The organism is Nostoc sp. (assembly GCF_036917315.1).
GTDB lineage: Bacteria > Cyanobacteriota > Cyanobacteriia > Cyanobacteriales > Nostocaceae > Nostoc.
This window is the reverse complement of sequence record NZ_JBALDR010000032.1, coordinates 1-15,292: the sequence shown is the minus strand read 5'-3', so window position 1 is coordinate 15,292 and position 15,292 is coordinate 1. Positions and strand designations below refer to the sequence as shown.

Here is a 15,292-nt window from a genome sequence, read left to right as displayed (position 1 = left end):
GTGGACATCTTATTCGCCCTGATTACGCAACTTGAATGTTGATTAGTTTATTAAGGGAAAAAAGGGGGAGAATTTTGAATACTTTCCCTTTTTTTGTTTCAAGGTTATAGACTTACCAAGAGCGATCGCGCAACGTAAAGCCTTTTCTTATCAGGCTGCGAACCCTGCGCGTAGGTTAAGGCAAGAGACGCGATGCGCCGTCAAGACAAAAGACTGATTATTGTAGAGACGGCGATTTATCGCGTCTTTGTGATGATTTATCGCATCATTTAGCGATCTAGAATTTTCATCAAAAAACCTTAACCGAACCCTATTGGGATTATGCGATCGCTTAGAACGAGTCTTCTCTGTCGGAGACGCTACCGCAAGCTTGCCTTGCTTCCCTCTGGGGGTACAAGCGTCAAAGTCCGTTGTCGATATCGCCAACAGCGTAGTCTCTCCCCAGATCGAAAATATTTTTATATTCATGCGGCTATCTTCATGAGCAATGGGCATTTTGGCATTGTCCAAGCAAGCCACGAAAACAATATAATTCACCCTACTTACAGATGAGAAAAACACCAGTTATTATGACTCAATACTGATTATTGTAAAAAAGCTTGTATATTAGCACAGTAAACAACGCTTGAGATCCTAACAGAGGAATAAAAAATGCTGGAATTATTGGGTTCAGGTTTGGTGTCGCTTTGGCTGGAAATGGCTGGGGTACAAATCAAACCTCTAGATGCCTTAGATGCACTAACTTGGCAAAGTAGCCCTGGCTTTGTTCTTGCCCCCGATCCAAATCCAACTGGGGCGACTACGGTGCAGGAATATCTGAAAAAGCTCATCACCTCAAAGGTGGTAGCGCAAAATCTGGCTGAGAGTCAGGGAATTTGGATGCAGTCGGGGCCGATGCTGATGGCGAATCACCAAGGTACTACACCTCTACCGGCTGCTTCTTTAACCAAAATTGCCACTTCACTAGTTGCTTTGAAAACTTGGGGGCCAGATTACCAATTTGATACTTTGGTGAGTGTCACTGGCCCAGTGGTAAATGGAGTTGTGCAGGGCGATTTGGTGGTTACAGGCCGTGGCGATCCTTTGTTTGTTTGGGAAGAAGCGATCGCTCTTGGTAATACTCTCAATAAAATGGGCATCAAGCAAGTAAAGGGAAATTTGATCGTTACTGGCAGTTTTGCCATGAATTTTCAACGCCAGCCAATGCTAGCCGGTCTGATGCTCAAGCAAACGCTAAATCGTGCAACTTGGGGTCGTCCCGCTCTTTATACATACTCAATCATGCCCAAGGGAACGCCCAAGCCTCAAGTTGTGATTTCCGGCGGGGTGAAAGTTGAGGCGCAACCAAACCCTCAACAAACTTTGTTACTGCGTCATCGCTCATTGCCTTTGAAGCAACTACTCAAGGAAATGAACGTTTATAGTAACAACGATATGGCAGAGATGCTGGCAGATTCAGTAGGGGGAGCAACTGTAGTCCAATCAACTGCTGCTAACCTGGCGAGGGTGCCACAAGCGGAAATCCAGTTAATCAATGGTTCTGGACTGGGCCCGGAAAATCGCATTTCCCCCAGGGCTGTTTGTGCCATGTTTATGGCTATTCAAGCTGAGGCATCTGCCCATCAACTGAATCTGGCTGACTTGTTTCCCATGTCTGGATTCGATCATCGGGGGACACTACACACCAGACACATTCCCTTGGCGACTGTGATCAAAACTGGTACTCTCCGGGATGTGAGCGCCTTAGCGGGAGTGATGCCCACACGCGATCGCGGTTTGGTTTGGTTTGCTATTATCAACCGTGGGACAAATGTCTGGGGTTTGCGGACTGGACAAGATCAACTTTTGCAAAGTGTTGTTAAACAATTACAACTACCTCTCACCGTTCCTGTTAACCTCACTCCCCACTCAGCCATTAACTCTTTACCCCAGCTAGGCGCAGCTAATCGGAATGAAATTTTATACAAAAGTTAGTTCATCCATAGTCTAGAGTTTAGAACAGAGAGCGGACTAGTCTTATTAGCAATCCAAAAGTTTTATTGATGGGTAAAAACCGAACTTGTAAAGGGTAATGTCCATAATAGCTTTTGGGTTAAATTTTCTATTAAGTTGATTACAGGTAGTTCGCAAAATGCCCTCACCCCAGTATTGGAAAGAGCAGGCGAAACCTGAAATAAAAATAACTGTAAATAGATTTGTCACGACTAAGCAACAATTAGGCTTATAAATTAGGTTGTGATTATGCGATTTCCCAAAATATCTCGGTCTCTACGGCAACTAAGTACTCATGTTTTAGCGATCGCGCTAGGAGTTGTGTTAGCGGTTAGCACATTACAGGTGTTACCCTCCCAAGCCGAACCAGCACCCACAATAACTCCTGGAGATACTTCAAATCTAATTGCTCAACGGCAATCACCAGCCACTGCTGCGATCGGTACCACTAGCTTTGTCACAGCAGCAGTTAATCGTGTTGGTTCAGCAGTTGTCCGTATTGATACTGAGCGAACAATTACTCGCCGCGTCGATCCATTTATGGAAGACCCCTTTTTCCGTCGGTTTTTTGGTGACGGTTTCTCCCAACAGATGCCTTCTGAGCAGTTACGCGGTTTAGGCTCAGGTTTCATTATTGACAAGAGCGGGTTAGTTTTGACTAATGCTCATGTGGTCGATAAGGCTGATAAAGTAACAGTCCGACTCAAAGATGGCCGCACCTTTGAAGGAAAAGTTCAGGGTATTGATGAAGTCACAGATTTGGCAGTAGTCAAGATTAACGCTGGTAACGATTTACCAGTCGCACCCTTGGGTTCTTCCACCAATGTCCAAGTAGGAGACTGGGCGATCGCAGTTGGTAATCCTTTGGGATTTGATAATACTGTTACCTTGGGAATTGTCAGTACCCTCAAACGTTCCAGCGCCCAAGTCGGCATTAGTGACAAACGCTTGGATTTCATTCAAACAGACGCCGCCATTAACCCTGGTAACTCTGGCGGGCCACTATTGAATGGTCTAGGTGAAGTAATTGGGATTAACACAGCCATTCGCCCTGATGCGATGGGTATTGGGTTTGCCATTCCTATTGATAAAGCTAAAGCGATCGCCGCCCAACTGCAACGTGATGGCAAAGTTGCTCACCCCTACTTGGGCGTGCAAATGCTAACTTTGACACCCGATCTCGCCAAGCAAAATAACACAGATCCCAACTCTCCGATTCAGATACCAGAAATTAATGGTGTTTTTGTTATGCGAGTTGTCCCCAATTCTCCAGCTGCATCTGCGGGTATCCGACGCGGGGATGTAATTCTGCAAGTTGATGGTAAAGCAATTACCAGTGCTGAACAATTGCAGAATGTTGTGGAAGACAGTCGCCTTGGTCAAGTATTACAAGTAAAAGTGCAACGGGGTAATAAGACAGAACAGCTTTCAATACGCACAGCCGAGTTGCAAAATGCTTCGTAGAACGCATCTGTTATTGGTGTCAACTTAAGTATATTAGACACTCTAGAAAAGCTTTCTCTCGTTCCCAGCCTCTGGCTGGGAATGCCCCCTGTGAGGCTCCGCCTCGTTTACTAGCGGCAGCAGCCCAATGACGTAGATTTACCGATTGTACCTTCTTTTCCACGCAAATATATAATTTAAAAAATTTATTATCGCTGAACTCTTTTATAGAGTCTGTTTATGTTTCCATGTCTTCATACCTTTGACGAACCTCATTCAGAGTACTTAAACAGCTTGAGCTTAAGCCCAGATGGAATTCTTCTGGTAGGCTGTTTTCACAATGTTGTCAAGGTTTGGGATTTAACCACTGGGAATACCAACCATTCATTTAAACTGCATGGAGATCGGTATGGTCACTTTAATACTTTGGTAAATCCAGACTGGAAAAGCATCATCAGTAATGATAGGTATGGCAATCTCCGAACCTATGACTTTTGGAAAGGAGAGGAAGTCTTCTGTTTTCAAGGAGATTCCAGTGCTTTAGCATTTACTCCTGATGGAAAAGTATTATTTTCAGCTACCTGCAAAGCTCCTTATGGTACGAATGCCACGATTGAGATTAATATTATTGAATCCTCAACGGGACAATTACTCCGCACCTTGCTATTTGCAAATGCATATCTTCCAATTCGCTGTTTACTAGCCAGCCCAGATGGTAGTATTTTGGTAGCCCAAGCATCTGATCTCCTAACTCAAGTTTGGGATTGGCAAAATGGGCAAGTTCTCAGCACATTTAATGCTCTAGCTTCAAATTCTTCCCTCCATTTCCCCAATTGTGTTTGTAGGCATTGGCTTGATGCAGTTGCAACTCGCCCAAATGGTCAAATCATTGCTGCTGTGGCACAAAGGGACAAACCTAGTGAAGAAACGACCGTTGGCATTTGGGATCTACAAACCACGGAATTCCTTTATACACTTGGTATCAGCCAGCGCGAACCTGATTCGGGTACGCCTCATAATGCTATGACACCTGATGGCTCACTGCTTGCCCTTGGCAATATTAACGAAATTGAAGTTTGGGATCTAGAAAATAGGCAGCAGCTTTGTGTACTGTATGGGCATAAGTCTAGGATTGACAATCTCACAATTAGCCTAGATGGGAAAACCATTGTCAGCTATGCGTTTAATGACAGCATCAAAGTTTGGCATAATAATGAAAGTTGCCGTAATCATTAAAGCATCTGTCTTAGCTAACCCCGTGTAATGCTGAAATAACATTTTGGGCTGACTGATGCCGAAATTTACCTGTGTGAAAATCAGCTAGCGTTTGTTGGCATCCGTCGCTATTTCTGCACCACGATTTTCGCGGTGGCGGTTTTGGAGAATCTCGATCGGCGTTTCTTGCTGCTCAGGGGAAAGTTGCAAAGCGTCTTTCAGCACTCGATCGAGAGTACTCACGATAGAATTAGACTATCAACTGCTCTTAGAAACTCGATCGTGTCTAAATCACTTACCAACAACTAATACCAGACCTTCATGGGCTAATATTGCTTGAGGAAAAGTAGATTTAATATCGACTTGCACCCGATCGAGAAAATCATCATGGTCATCTGGGTGATGATGAGAAATGGCTAGCCGTTTGACGCCAGCACTCAGAGCTGCATTCACCGCAGCTTGCCAGAGTAAATCAGCAGAATCATGGTTGTGAGATGTCGGCGGAGTATAAGTGGCATTGGCAATCAGTAAGTCAACGCCTTTAATAAACTCTAAAATCCTCTCTTGCTCCACTTGATCGGCATTTTGGTGCAAATCTGTGATGTAGGCAACACTATACTCTTGCCAAGTAACTCGGTAGCCAACTGACCGCTGAGTTTGATTAATTAATGCAGTTGTAATGGTGACATCATCTAACTTCACGTCACTTTCTGGAGTCAGATTGTAAAATTGCAATTCTGACTGCATTACCTGTAAAGGGTAAGGAAAGTGTGGCTGGAGCATCTGATCGTACAGACATTGTTTGATTGAAGCTCCATTTGAGGCAGCTGTGCCGTAAATATGGAAGCAATTTTCCCCAATAAATGCAGGAGCAAAAAAGGGAAATCCTTGAATTCGGTTTGATTGGCAGTTGGTAAAAAATAAATGGGCTTCTAGTGGCTGTTGCAGTTCTTGCCAAGTTTTACCCAATATGCGTAAGCCAGTACCGCCATCAAAAATTAAGCGTTTCCCAGCTACATGTATTTCTACACAAGCGGTATTACCACCATAACGATTGGTGTTGCTACTGGGAGTGGGAATCAAACCTCTGACACCCCAGAATTGCACGATAAATTCACCTGCTGGGCTACTTGGCAGGGTAGATGACTTTTCTCTTATGTAGCTCTGGGAATCCGACAACTCAAAATTTGACATTTTCCTTGAAATTAGACCTTAGTGAGCAGGTCATCGTAGCGCCGCACTTCCAACAACCTGTTTTTTTCGTCCACAATGACTACCGTAGGAGAGTAACTTTTTAACTCTTCTGGAGTAAACTGCCCGTAAGTCATTATAATCAAGCGATCGCCAATAATGCCTAGACGTGCCGCACCTCCATTTAGCTCAATGATTCCTGAATGAGCTAGAGCGGGGATCGCATAAGTAATAAAGCGCTGACCGTTGGCACTATTAACTACTTGCACCTGCTCATAAGGTAAGATACCAGCTTTTTCCAAAAGGATTTCATCAATGCTGATACTACCCACGTAGTTGATATTCGCCCCCGTAAGGGTGCAGTTATGAATTTTTGCCAAAAGGAGAGTACGCTGCATTCTAGTTTGGGGTTGGTGGCAGATTTTAAAATCCGTAACAAGGGAAAGTTAGCAAAGTGAAGTGAGGAGCTAGGAGTGAGGAGTTAGGAATAAAAATTCATAACTCTTAACTCTTAACTCCTAACTCTTAACTCTTAACTCCTCTATTATCCTCTATAAGCTTTGACGGATTTTTCTACTAAAGCTGCAACCTTGTCCACATCTTGCCAACCGAGAATTTCAGTCACCTTTTTTTCCAAATTTTTATAACTACGGAAAAATTCAGCAATTTCATCTAAGCGGTGTGGTGCTACGTCTTTCAGGGATTTTACTTGAGTGTAGCGCGGATCTTTGTCAGGAACACAAAGGATTTTTTCATCGCGATCGCCACCGTCAATCATCTCCAAGAAGCCAATCGGTCGCGCGGCAATAACACAGCCTGGAAAGGTCGGTTCGTCAATTATGACCATACCATCTAGGGGATCGCCATCATCAGCCAAAGTATTAGGTACAAAGCCGTAGTCATAAGGATATTGTACCGAGGAATAAAGTACTCGGTCTAGAGCAAAAGCTTCTAGTTCCTTGTCGTATTCGTATTTATTTTTACTTCCGCCAGTAATTTCAATGAGAACGTTGATTAGACCCGGTTTCGGTTGGGCAGGAATACGAGATAAGTCCACAAAAAACTCCTCTGATAACGGTGAATCATGGGGGCACTCAGTCAGCTTCGCTCCCCGTGTAGAATTTTAGGGCAATATGGATCTCTTCCCAAGGTATTTGTTCTATGGATAGGGTACTGGGGAAGAAACTTTCAGATGTAACCTATTCCCTTGAATTAGCTAAAAAATAGAAAAAGCGTTACGAGCAAACTTCGCAACGCTTTTTCCAAGAGGGTATTATGGATATCCTCCGCCCTTAATTGTTGTTAGAAAGATTTCTGTCCTAACTTTGTTAAGACAACTCAAATCTGGAGTCACACAATCCAGATTTAGCTTATTCTTGACGAACTACATCCACATCTACAGAGATTGTCTACAAAATCGGTGTTCTGCTTTTTTGTAGGTCTCCTCATGAGGAAATGCAGCTGTGAAGCTCGATCAATCTTGATTTCCTTGTATGTTTTGGATCAGAGGTTGCTGGTTATTTTGAACATTAGTTGAAGAATAGTGGGCGATGACAAATACGGGTAGGGTAAGAGTCAACAGAGCGATCGCAGTTCCCACAATGTCTGCCAAACGTTGGGAATATGTAGCGGCATTGGCAGACTGGCTATTTGAATTCATACAAAAATTGAAGTTCTTCGTAACACTGTGTAGGTTGACTCTCTGAGTGAGAGTATTAATGCTATTTTAGCTATTTTTAAACTGTAAAATGTGTAGCATTCTACAATTTAAACCAGTTATACAACTGTCATAGTAGCCTTTTTATACATGGACTTCTTAATACAAAGTTACAACTAAACAAATCACGTTTTATTTTGTAATTAATATTTTCAGATGTTTCCCTGTATGGTGTAACCGGTTGCATACGCAAAGCAAACTTTGACAGCATCATAAGTTACATTTTTTCGCTGATTAAAGATTAATTAGCAAAACATATTTGTCCGATACTTCATGATTATAACATCGTACAACGCCTTTGATAAGGTCATTTTACTGGAATTGCTAATTTGTGATACAGGACACAAAACCGCAATTGCACTGATAGATATTCAGTATTTTTGATTGTTATATGGTAGTTATACACAAAAATATTTGACACCAGAGAAGAAATAGGTTGTAATGATTTTTGCAACCAATGATAACTACCGAATAAATACAGATACATCAACTCTATAAGGGAGAATGGATTCAGTGATATCACTAAACAAATATTTAATAATTTCAATTTTGCAATCTGTGTAATATCCCAGCAATTTTGTCAATCTATATAAAGGTAGAGTAAAAAAAGTTTTAGAAGGTGGCATAGACATTTAGTGGGTTATTACCAAACTTTCCTCATATCTGAACAAAATACCCAATCCCAATTTCCACATTCTAAATCCGTATAACTTTTTGGATAAATTAAAATCTCAGACGAAAAATTGTATAACAAATTAATCAGCTAAAAAAACCGCCACTAAATATAATAGGGCGGTTTGCTTAAGCAATCGGAGGGTAATTACAGATTACTCTGCCAATAAATGAAATTGCTGTAACGACGTTTGCACTAAATTGGGGATTGGGGATTGGGCAGAGGGGAAAGACTTACTGCAACTTCTCCTCAGTCACTGAGCGCAGCCTCTCGTAGAGAAGTGCTGCTCCTGGATTTCTCACAAGAGAGAAATCCAAATGGTGTGGGAGGTGTGGGAGTATGGAGAAGAAGTCTTACCCCCCATACTCCCCACACTCCCCACACTCCTCTGCCTACACTATGCGTGAGAAATCCGGGTACTCCCCTGCTTCTTCCTCACTCTCTTCCATAAACACTGATTGGTTCCTTGATAAATCGCGTGTAAAGATGCTTAAACGTAGATTTAATGACGCGGGGCATACCAAAATCAATGGGCATTAACTTCTCTGGTAGTCGCCAATCTTCTATTTTTAATAAGTCAGGATTTAAATGCGGAAACTCGATGGCAGCAAGTTCTGGACAAACTCCTAGCCTTTGAGAAGCTGCAACTGTGGGCACTTGTTCAGGAGAAACATTGAGGATTTCCACCATTGCCCGATCTAAGGCAAATATATCTGATGCGGCTGCTAAAATGCCCAGTTGGCGAGGTTCCCCGTTGCTGGGGCCATTACCTTCATGACCGATGATGCCATCTAATATGGTTAAGTCAGGGTTAATAGCTCTGGCAGTTTCTACTAACATTTCACCAAATCTATTTGCGTCTTTTCCCGCTTCCATGTGCCACCAAGCTTTCATTTTGCCGGGGACACAACCAAACAGGTTTTTTACGCCCAGTGTTAATGTCAACTGGGCATGTGATTTAACTTTCGGTAGGTTAATCACTACGTCTGCTTCCATTGCTTCTTTAGACAGCCGCAGATGGTTAAAATTGTCACTGACGGTTTGGTAACGCTGACCGTGAAAATCGATGATGGGAAGATTGAGTTCTTCTAGAATAGGCAGATAGCCATTTGCTATTGCTACGCCCTTGGCACTACCAAAAGCAGGACTATCGCCCAAAAATGGCTTACCGCCAACCTCAATTACCATTTGGGCAACTTCATAAACTAGTTCGGCACGGGTGATACATTCTTTACCAGGACGCGAGCCTGTAAGTAGATTCGGTTTGAGTAAAACGCGATCGCCTTTTTTTACAAACGCTGCCATTCCTCCAAAAGGTTCCAGCAGCGTAACTAAGGATTCTCGTAAAGCCTCTCGTTCGTAAGATGTAGCCCGAATGAGACTAACAGCTGGTTTTTGAGTCTGCATGATAGGTAGGGGATAGGGAATAGGGGACAGGGAACAGGCAATAGAGGCTAGTAACCTATAACCTGTAACCCATAACCCATAACCTATTATTCTGTTTTGAGCGGTAAGATACCACTCATTTGTTCTAGATTTAACACTGTGGCTAAATCTGTTTCACTCATTAATCCTCGTTCTAAAACAATTTGTCGCAGAGATTTACCAGTTTCTAAAGATTCTTTGGCGACAGCTGCGGCATTTAAATAACCGATGTGGGTATTTAGTGCAGTTACTAAAGCTAAACTGCCTTCGGCATAAGCTAAACAGCGTTCCCGATTGGCAGTAATTCCCTCAATGCAGCGTTCGGTGAGTGCAGCGATGGTATTACCAAGAATTTCGATACTGTGAATTAAGTCATAGGCAATCAGTGGCATCATCACATTTAATTCTAATTGTCCGGCTTGTGCGGCTAAAGCGATCGCACTGTCATAACCCATCACCTGAAAGCACACCATTGATGTCATCTCTGCCATGACTGGGTTATATTTCCCTGGCATAATCGAGGAACCGGGTTGCACTGGAGGCAGTTGAATTTCTTTCAAGCCTGTTTTTGGCCCCGAATCCATCAACCGTAAATCGTGAGATATTTTGACTAAATCCTGCGCTAAGTTGCGTAAAGCACCGGAAACATTTACAAATGGTGCCATACTCTGCATGGCTGCCATGAGATGCGGTGCAGGTTCTAAAGGAGTATCAATCAATTCTGAAAGAACTTCTACCACACGGGCGCGATATAAAGGATGAGTATTTAATCCCGTTCCGGCTGCGCTACCTCCCAAACCCAGCACCATCAAATCTCCAGAGGCGGTGTAAATCCGGTTTTGGTGTTCTGTAAGAATTTGCGCCCAAGCCCGAAAATTTTCACCCAAACGCACAGGTACAGCGTCTTGTAAGTGGGTTCTGCCAGATTTGACAATATCTTGAAATTCTACAGCTTTGTTTTCTAAAGATGCGATCGCACCATCTAAAGCTGGGTGTAATGTCTTAGATAATGCCAATAATCCACCAATGCGAATTGCAGTCGGAATCACATCATTGGTAGACTGCCCATAATTAACGTGGTCATTAGGACTAACACGTTTGTAATTGCCCTTTTCTTCACCAAGTATTTCTAAGGCGCGATTTGCCAAAACTTCGTTGATATTCATGTGGTGGGATGTTCCAGCACCCGCCTGATAAACATCCACAACAAATTGATCGCGGAACTTACCAGCTAAGATTTCATCAGTTGCTTGCACAATCGCCTGACTAATATCTTGGGGAATGCAATTTAGTTCTCCATTGACAATTGCTGTAGCTTTTTTAATTATTAATCCGGCATCTACGTAGGTAGCTAAAGGCTTGATGCCGCTAATAGGGAAGTTTTCGATAGCCCGTAGCGTTTGAATGCCGTAATAAACGCTACTAGCAATTTGGCGATCGCCCATCGAATCGCGTTCGATGCGGAATTGGGAGTCTGTGTGTTCAGTCATAGTATTGTTTTAAGAGAGCTACAGAAAACAGATTTTCCCACGCAGGTACACTCAGATACACTAATCTGCATATATTTTGCATATTTCCTTGGCTGTTTGTTGCTTTACACTTGTTAATTTTTAATTTTGCATGACTTTACCCAACTGGATTACCTTCTCTCGCCTTCTGGGTGTACCATTTCTGCTTTATGGCTTGTACAATCCCACACCACAAGCTAGGTGGATATGTTTGGCGATTTTTATCGTTGCGGCGTTAACTGATTGGTTAGATGGCTATTTAGCGCGTAAACTCAACCAAATCAGTGAGTTGGGAAAGTTTCTCGATCCCTTAGTGGATAAATTTCTGGTACTTGCGCCGTTGCTGGTTTTGATTGAACTAGGAAAAGTTCCAGCTTGGGGAGTGTTTTTGATTTTAGCGCGGGAATTAGCGATCGCTGGTTGGCGGGTGAATCAAACGACAATTACCGGGGCGAACATTTGGGGTAAACTCAAAACGGTTAGTCAAATAGTAGCGATCGCACTTCTGATTGCACCCCTACCTGAAGTCTGGCAAACTCCCTCTCTGATTGCCTTTTGGATTTCTGTCGCCTTGACTTTAATCTCTGGGGGTATTTATCTTTTGCCGCAAAAAGCTAGCATGGCTGATTGAAAACATCTACTGTATCGTTCCTAATAGGTCTGGGATTTTTCCAGATAATCATGACAAAATATTTGTAGCTACGTTAGAAATTTCTAATAGTGCCTAAGAAAATTCGGGAACTAAAAGCAATGCTCCTAAAAACTGGATTTACTTATAGAAGCGGTAAAGGCAGTCACACAGTATGGAGTCATCCTTTATTAGTTTACAGCCTCACTTTGTCTGGCAAAGACGGAGCAGATGCAGATCGTTATCAGGAAAAAGTTGTTAGAAATGCGCTTATAGAAATAAAACAATTAGAGGAAGAAGACAAAGGAGAACAGGAGTGAAACCACAATATAGTATTCTAATTCAGTGGTCGATAGAAGATAAAAAATACATCGTCAGCCTACCTGAGTTTGGCCCCTATGCACACACTCATGGAGATACCTACGCAGATGCTCTCAATAATGGTGAGGAAGTACTAGAACTTTTGATTGAAGATTACCAAGCACAAGGAAAACCACTGCCAGAGCCTTTGACTGCAAATGTTTCCTTTCAGTTTGTGTAATCCTCATCCTAATTATTAGCAGCCGTAACTAACTTTATTCTCACATTAGCGATCGCTGGTTGGCGGGTGAATCAAACGACAATTATGGGGGCGAATATTTGGGGTAAACTCAAAACTGTTAGTCAAATAGTTGCGATCGCACTTCTGATTGCACCCCTACCTGAAGTCTGGCAAACTCCCTCTCTGATTGCCTTTTGGGTTTCTGTCGCCTTGACTTTAATCTCTGGGGGTATTTATCTTTTGCCGCAAAAAGCTAGCACTAATGAAACGACAATATAGTATTGTAATTCAGTGGTCTGATGAAGATAAAAAGTACGTTGTCAGCCTACACTGATTGCAACCTCCTGCCTCCTGCCTCCTGCCTCCTGCCTTCTTCACCCAATCCTTACCCTAATTATTAGCACTCTGTTGCCTTGACGTTAATATCTGGAGCAATTTACCTTTTACCACAAATTCCAACTAGGGAAAATATACCTTTAAGTACAAAGTTAAACCAAAAAAGCTCCACTGGACTGATGTTTTTTTATTTGGAAGTCTCTTTCAACTCGGAAGTTGAGCCTCTGAACTCGGAAGTTGAACCTCTGAAGGAAGAAGTTGAACCTCTGAACTCGGAAGTTGAGCCTCTGAACTCGGAAGTTGCACCTCTGAACTCGGAAGTTGCACCTTTAAACTCGGAAGTTGAGCCTCTGAACTCGGAAGTTGCACCTTTGAACTCGGAAGTTGCACCTTTGAACTCGGAACTTCAAGATCAAAAGTTTAAAACTCGGAATTTTTAGAATTCGCAAACAAATAAAGAGTCGAGTTGAACAAATATGAGAGGCAATTTAGCGTCTCACCTTGACACAGCTACTACTTTATTTCTCAAAATCATAGCTAGGTAAGCCAGTAACATCAGTTTGGAGAGCAAACAAATCACCTGAGTAGAAACTTTTTTCTATCTCCCCTTGGCTGAGTCCAACTGAAGCTGTAGTGATATAAAGTGTTTGCAAATCTTCGCCGCCAAAAGTGCAACTGGTTGGTAATTGCACTGGTAAATTGATCCGCAATATCTCTTCACCCTTAGAGTTGAAACGAATTACACACCATCCATCCCACATAGCTGACCAAATATTTCCTTGAGTATCTATTGTCAAACCATCTGGGTAGAACGATTCATGAGTTAAATCAACAAAAATCCGGCGATTAGTAATGCTACCCGTTACTGAATCAAAGTCGTAAGCATATATCTTTTTGTGAGGAGAATCACTCAAGTAAAACGTTTTTTCATCGGGACTCCACCCCAGACCATTAGAGATAGTCAAACCCGTTTCAATCACATACAATGAACCGTCACGATCGTAGCGATAGAGGCTAGCCTGGGGTTTTTCCAAAGAACACATTGAGCCGATCCAAAAACGTCCTTGAGAGTCACATTTGCCATCATTCAGACGGTTATCTGACAGATTTCCTTCAATTTCCAAAATGGGAGTAACTTCACCTGTCTGGGTGTTGAGGAATGCCAAGTGATGACGCAGTGCCATAATTAACCTATCTTTACCTGCTGTTGCGATCGCACCTACGACATCTCCCACATTAAAAAACAAGTCTTTCCCCGTAGCAGGATTGAACTGATGTACCCGATGGTTGTAAATATCGATCCAGTACAGTAGGTTTTGGGTAGAATCCCAGATGGGCCCTTCGCCCAAGCGGGCACGGGCTTCTAATACATTCTGGAGTGGATATTGTAAAACCTGGCTCATTTTATCAACCAACAATAGTATTTACAGAAACTAGTTTCAGTAGCCTTCAAGCAATTCTAAAAAACATTTGCCTTGACTAATAAAGAAAATTTTCATTCCTGTTTCAGTAAAGACTAAAGACGCGATAAATTGCGTCTTCCCCAGGTAGAAGAAAATATTTTTGATTTTGACTCAACCTTTACTGCGATCCGTTAACTTAAAATTAGTCGGTCAAGATTCCCGTTATGTACCAAACAGACCCGCCTCTCTCTCCCAAAGAAGTCCTACCAACGATGTACGATCTTCCCAGTGAATACCCGGAGGACTCTGGTTTGCCTGACGAATTTCACCTTTTTCAGCCCCAACTTCTGCGCGAAACCTTCTGTCCACCTAACTATCCAGCAGAGGAAGTATTTGTTGCCAGTGACTTAAACCTTTACTATGACCTGCGGCATACACTGTGGTACAAACGCCCGGACTGGTTTGCTGCTGTGGGAGTTTCACGTCTCTACGAACAGCAAAACTTGCGTCTGAGTTATGTTATTTGGCAAGAAGGAGTTGCTCCTTTTGTAGTGGTAGAATTGCTTTCTCCTGGCACTGAAAAAGAAGACTTAGGACAAACTCTGCGGGAGATTAACCAACCGCCGACCAAATGGGAAGTTTATGAACGGATTTTGCGAGTTCCTTACTACATTGTTTTTGACCGCTACACTGACAAACTCCAAGTATTCCAATTAGTTGCAGATAGTTACAGCGAATTGGACTTGAGTACTCCACGGGTGTGGATGCCGGGTTTGGAACTCGGCTTAGGACTTTGGCAAGGTTCTTACCAAGGAATTGAGCTATTGTGGCTACGTTGGTATGATGCATCCGGGAACTGGCTTCCCACGCCGCTAGAACGAGAAAGTCAACGTGCTAACAGATTAGCAGCACAACTGCGCGAATTAGGCGTTAACCCTAATGAGTTATGAAAACGCGATCGCATCAGTCAACTTAAGCGAAACGGGCAGTTAGAAACCCCGTCTACACAAACTTGTGTTGAGCATCTCGACTTCGCTCGATGGAGCCGGAGTCGAAATACAAAACCCACCTCCGTGGGTTTCAAACCCTTAATTTGACCTTAGTCCGCGGAGGCGGACAATGCCAGTGTAGCCGCGAATTCTATGAGACTGTTGGCGAATAAATGAGGGGTCTTACCCCTCATCAAAGAAGGCAGTAATCAGTGAGCAGAATAATTGTGA

18 protein-coding genes are annotated in these 15,292 nt (G+C 42.9%); 9 read left to right on the top strand and 9 right to left on the bottom strand.

Going from position 1 to position 15,292, the window contains the following annotated elements:
* Positions 1-150: 150 nt before the first annotated feature.
* The gene (locus tag V7K84_RS15080) at positions 151-495 is read right to left on the bottom strand and encodes a hypothetical protein (RefSeq protein ID WP_334839195.1); all 345 of its coding nucleotides are present in this window, start codon (positions 493-495) and stop codon (positions 151-153) included.
* A 156-nt stretch (positions 496-651) separates the two neighbouring features.
* Here V7K84_RS15080 and V7K84_RS15075 point away from each other — a divergent pair, with 156 nt between their 5' ends.
* The 3 genes from V7K84_RS15075 (at position 652) to V7K84_RS15065 (ending at position 4,671) form a co-directional block, all read left to right on the top strand.
* Positions 652-1,974, top strand: a complete 1,323-nt coding sequence (locus V7K84_RS15075) for a D-alanyl-D-alanine carboxypeptidase (protein ID WP_334839194.1) — start codon at positions 652-654, stop codon at positions 1,972-1,974.
* A 267-nt stretch (positions 1,975-2,241) separates the two neighbouring features.
* On the top strand, positions 2,242-3,456 hold the full coding sequence (locus V7K84_RS15070) for an HhoA/HhoB/HtrA family serine endopeptidase (protein ID WP_334839192.1): 1,215 nt from the start codon (positions 2,242-2,244) through the stop codon (positions 3,454-3,456).
* 219 nt (positions 3,457-3,675) lie between these two features.
* Positions 3,676-4,671 (top strand): WD40 repeat domain-containing protein, encoded by a 996-nt coding sequence (locus V7K84_RS15065; protein WP_334839191.1) that lies wholly within the window; start codon positions 3,676-3,678, stop codon positions 4,669-4,671.
* Positions 4,672-4,755: 84 nt separating this feature from the next.
* Here the strand turns inward: V7K84_RS15065 and V7K84_RS15060 are convergent, their stop codons facing one another.
* From V7K84_RS15060 to V7K84_RS15030, 7 genes are all read right to left on the bottom strand, one after another.
* A complete protein-coding gene (locus V7K84_RS15060) occupies positions 4,756-4,893 on the bottom strand; it encodes a hypothetical protein (protein WP_334839190.1) in 138 nt (45 codons plus the stop codon).
* A 48-nt stretch (positions 4,894-4,941) separates the two neighbouring features.
* On the bottom strand, positions 4,942-5,844 hold the full coding sequence (locus V7K84_RS15055) for an MBL fold metallo-hydrolase (RefSeq protein ID WP_334839189.1): 903 nt from the start codon (positions 5,842-5,844) through the stop codon (positions 4,942-4,944).
* Positions 5,845-5,855: 11 nt separating this feature from the next.
* Positions 5,856-6,239: an aspartate 1-decarboxylase gene (gene panD / locus V7K84_RS15050; RefSeq protein ID WP_094349223.1), complete on the bottom strand. Its 384-nt coding sequence runs from the start codon at positions 6,237-6,239 to the stop codon at positions 5,856-5,858.
* 146 nt (positions 6,240-6,385) lie between these two features.
* Positions 6,386-6,898, bottom strand: a complete 513-nt coding sequence (locus tag V7K84_RS15045) for an inorganic diphosphatase (RefSeq protein WP_292767096.1) — start codon at positions 6,896-6,898, stop codon at positions 6,386-6,388.
* Between the two features lie 417 nt (positions 6,899-7,315).
* Positions 7,316-7,501: a hypothetical protein gene (locus tag V7K84_RS15040; protein WP_334839187.1), complete on the bottom strand. Its 186-nt coding sequence runs from the start codon at positions 7,499-7,501 to the stop codon at positions 7,316-7,318.
* Positions 7,502-8,666: 1,165 nt separating this feature from the next.
* Positions 8,667-9,638 carry a DUF362 domain-containing protein gene (locus V7K84_RS15035; protein ID WP_334839185.1) on the bottom strand — a complete coding sequence of 324 codons (972 nt, stop codon included), beginning with the start codon at positions 9,636-9,638 and terminating at the stop codon, positions 8,667-8,669.
* A gap of 86 nt (positions 9,639-9,724) precedes the next feature.
* Positions 9,725-11,146: an aspartate ammonia-lyase gene (locus V7K84_RS15030; protein WP_334839183.1), complete on the bottom strand. Its 1,422-nt coding sequence runs from the start codon at positions 11,144-11,146 to the stop codon at positions 9,725-9,727.
* Positions 11,147-11,276: 130 nt separating this feature from the next.
* On the opposite strand from V7K84_RS15030, the gene pgsA reads away from it, so the two are divergent.
* From pgsA to V7K84_RS15005, 5 genes are all read left to right on the top strand, one after another.
* Complete coding sequence (gene pgsA / locus V7K84_RS15025) at positions 11,277-11,795, top strand: CDP-diacylglycerol--glycerol-3-phosphate 3-phosphatidyltransferase (protein ID WP_334839181.1); 519 nt, start codon at positions 11,277-11,279, stop codon at positions 11,793-11,795.
* An 89-nt stretch (positions 11,796-11,884) separates the two neighbouring features.
* Positions 11,885-12,112 carry a type II toxin-antitoxin system HicA family toxin gene (locus V7K84_RS15020; protein ID WP_334700682.1) on the top strand — a complete coding sequence of 76 codons (228 nt, stop codon included), beginning with the start codon at positions 11,885-11,887 and terminating at the stop codon, positions 12,110-12,112.
* Positions 12,109-12,333 (top strand): type II toxin-antitoxin system HicB family antitoxin, encoded by a 225-nt coding sequence (locus V7K84_RS15015; RefSeq protein WP_334780329.1) that lies wholly within the window; start codon positions 12,109-12,111, stop codon positions 12,331-12,333. Before V7K84_RS15020 ends, V7K84_RS15015 begins: the two co-directional genes overlap by 4 nt.
* Before the next feature lie 36 nt (positions 12,334-12,369).
* Positions 12,370-12,612, top strand: coding sequence for a CDP-alcohol phosphatidyltransferase family protein (locus V7K84_RS15010; protein ID WP_334839225.1), 243 nt, complete (start codon positions 12,370-12,372; stop codon positions 12,610-12,612).
* Between the two features lie 236 nt (positions 12,613-12,848).
* Positions 12,849-13,109: a hypothetical protein gene (locus V7K84_RS15005; RefSeq protein WP_334839180.1), complete on the top strand. Its 261-nt coding sequence runs from the start codon at positions 12,849-12,851 to the stop codon at positions 13,107-13,109.
* Positions 13,110-13,187: 78 nt separating this feature from the next.
* On the opposite strand, the gene V7K84_RS15000 is transcribed toward V7K84_RS15005, so the two are convergent.
* On the bottom strand, positions 13,188-14,072 hold the full coding sequence (locus V7K84_RS15000; RefSeq protein ID WP_334839179.1) for an SMP-30/gluconolactonase/LRE family protein: 885 nt from the start codon (positions 14,070-14,072) through the stop codon (positions 13,188-13,190).
* Positions 14,073-14,296: 224 nt separating this feature from the next.
* Here V7K84_RS15000 and V7K84_RS14995 point away from each other — a divergent pair, with 224 nt between their 5' ends.
* Positions 14,297-15,022, top strand: coding sequence for a Uma2 family endonuclease (locus V7K84_RS14995; protein WP_334839177.1), 726 nt, complete (start codon positions 14,297-14,299; stop codon positions 15,020-15,022).
* Positions 15,023-15,292: the final 270 nt, after the last annotated feature.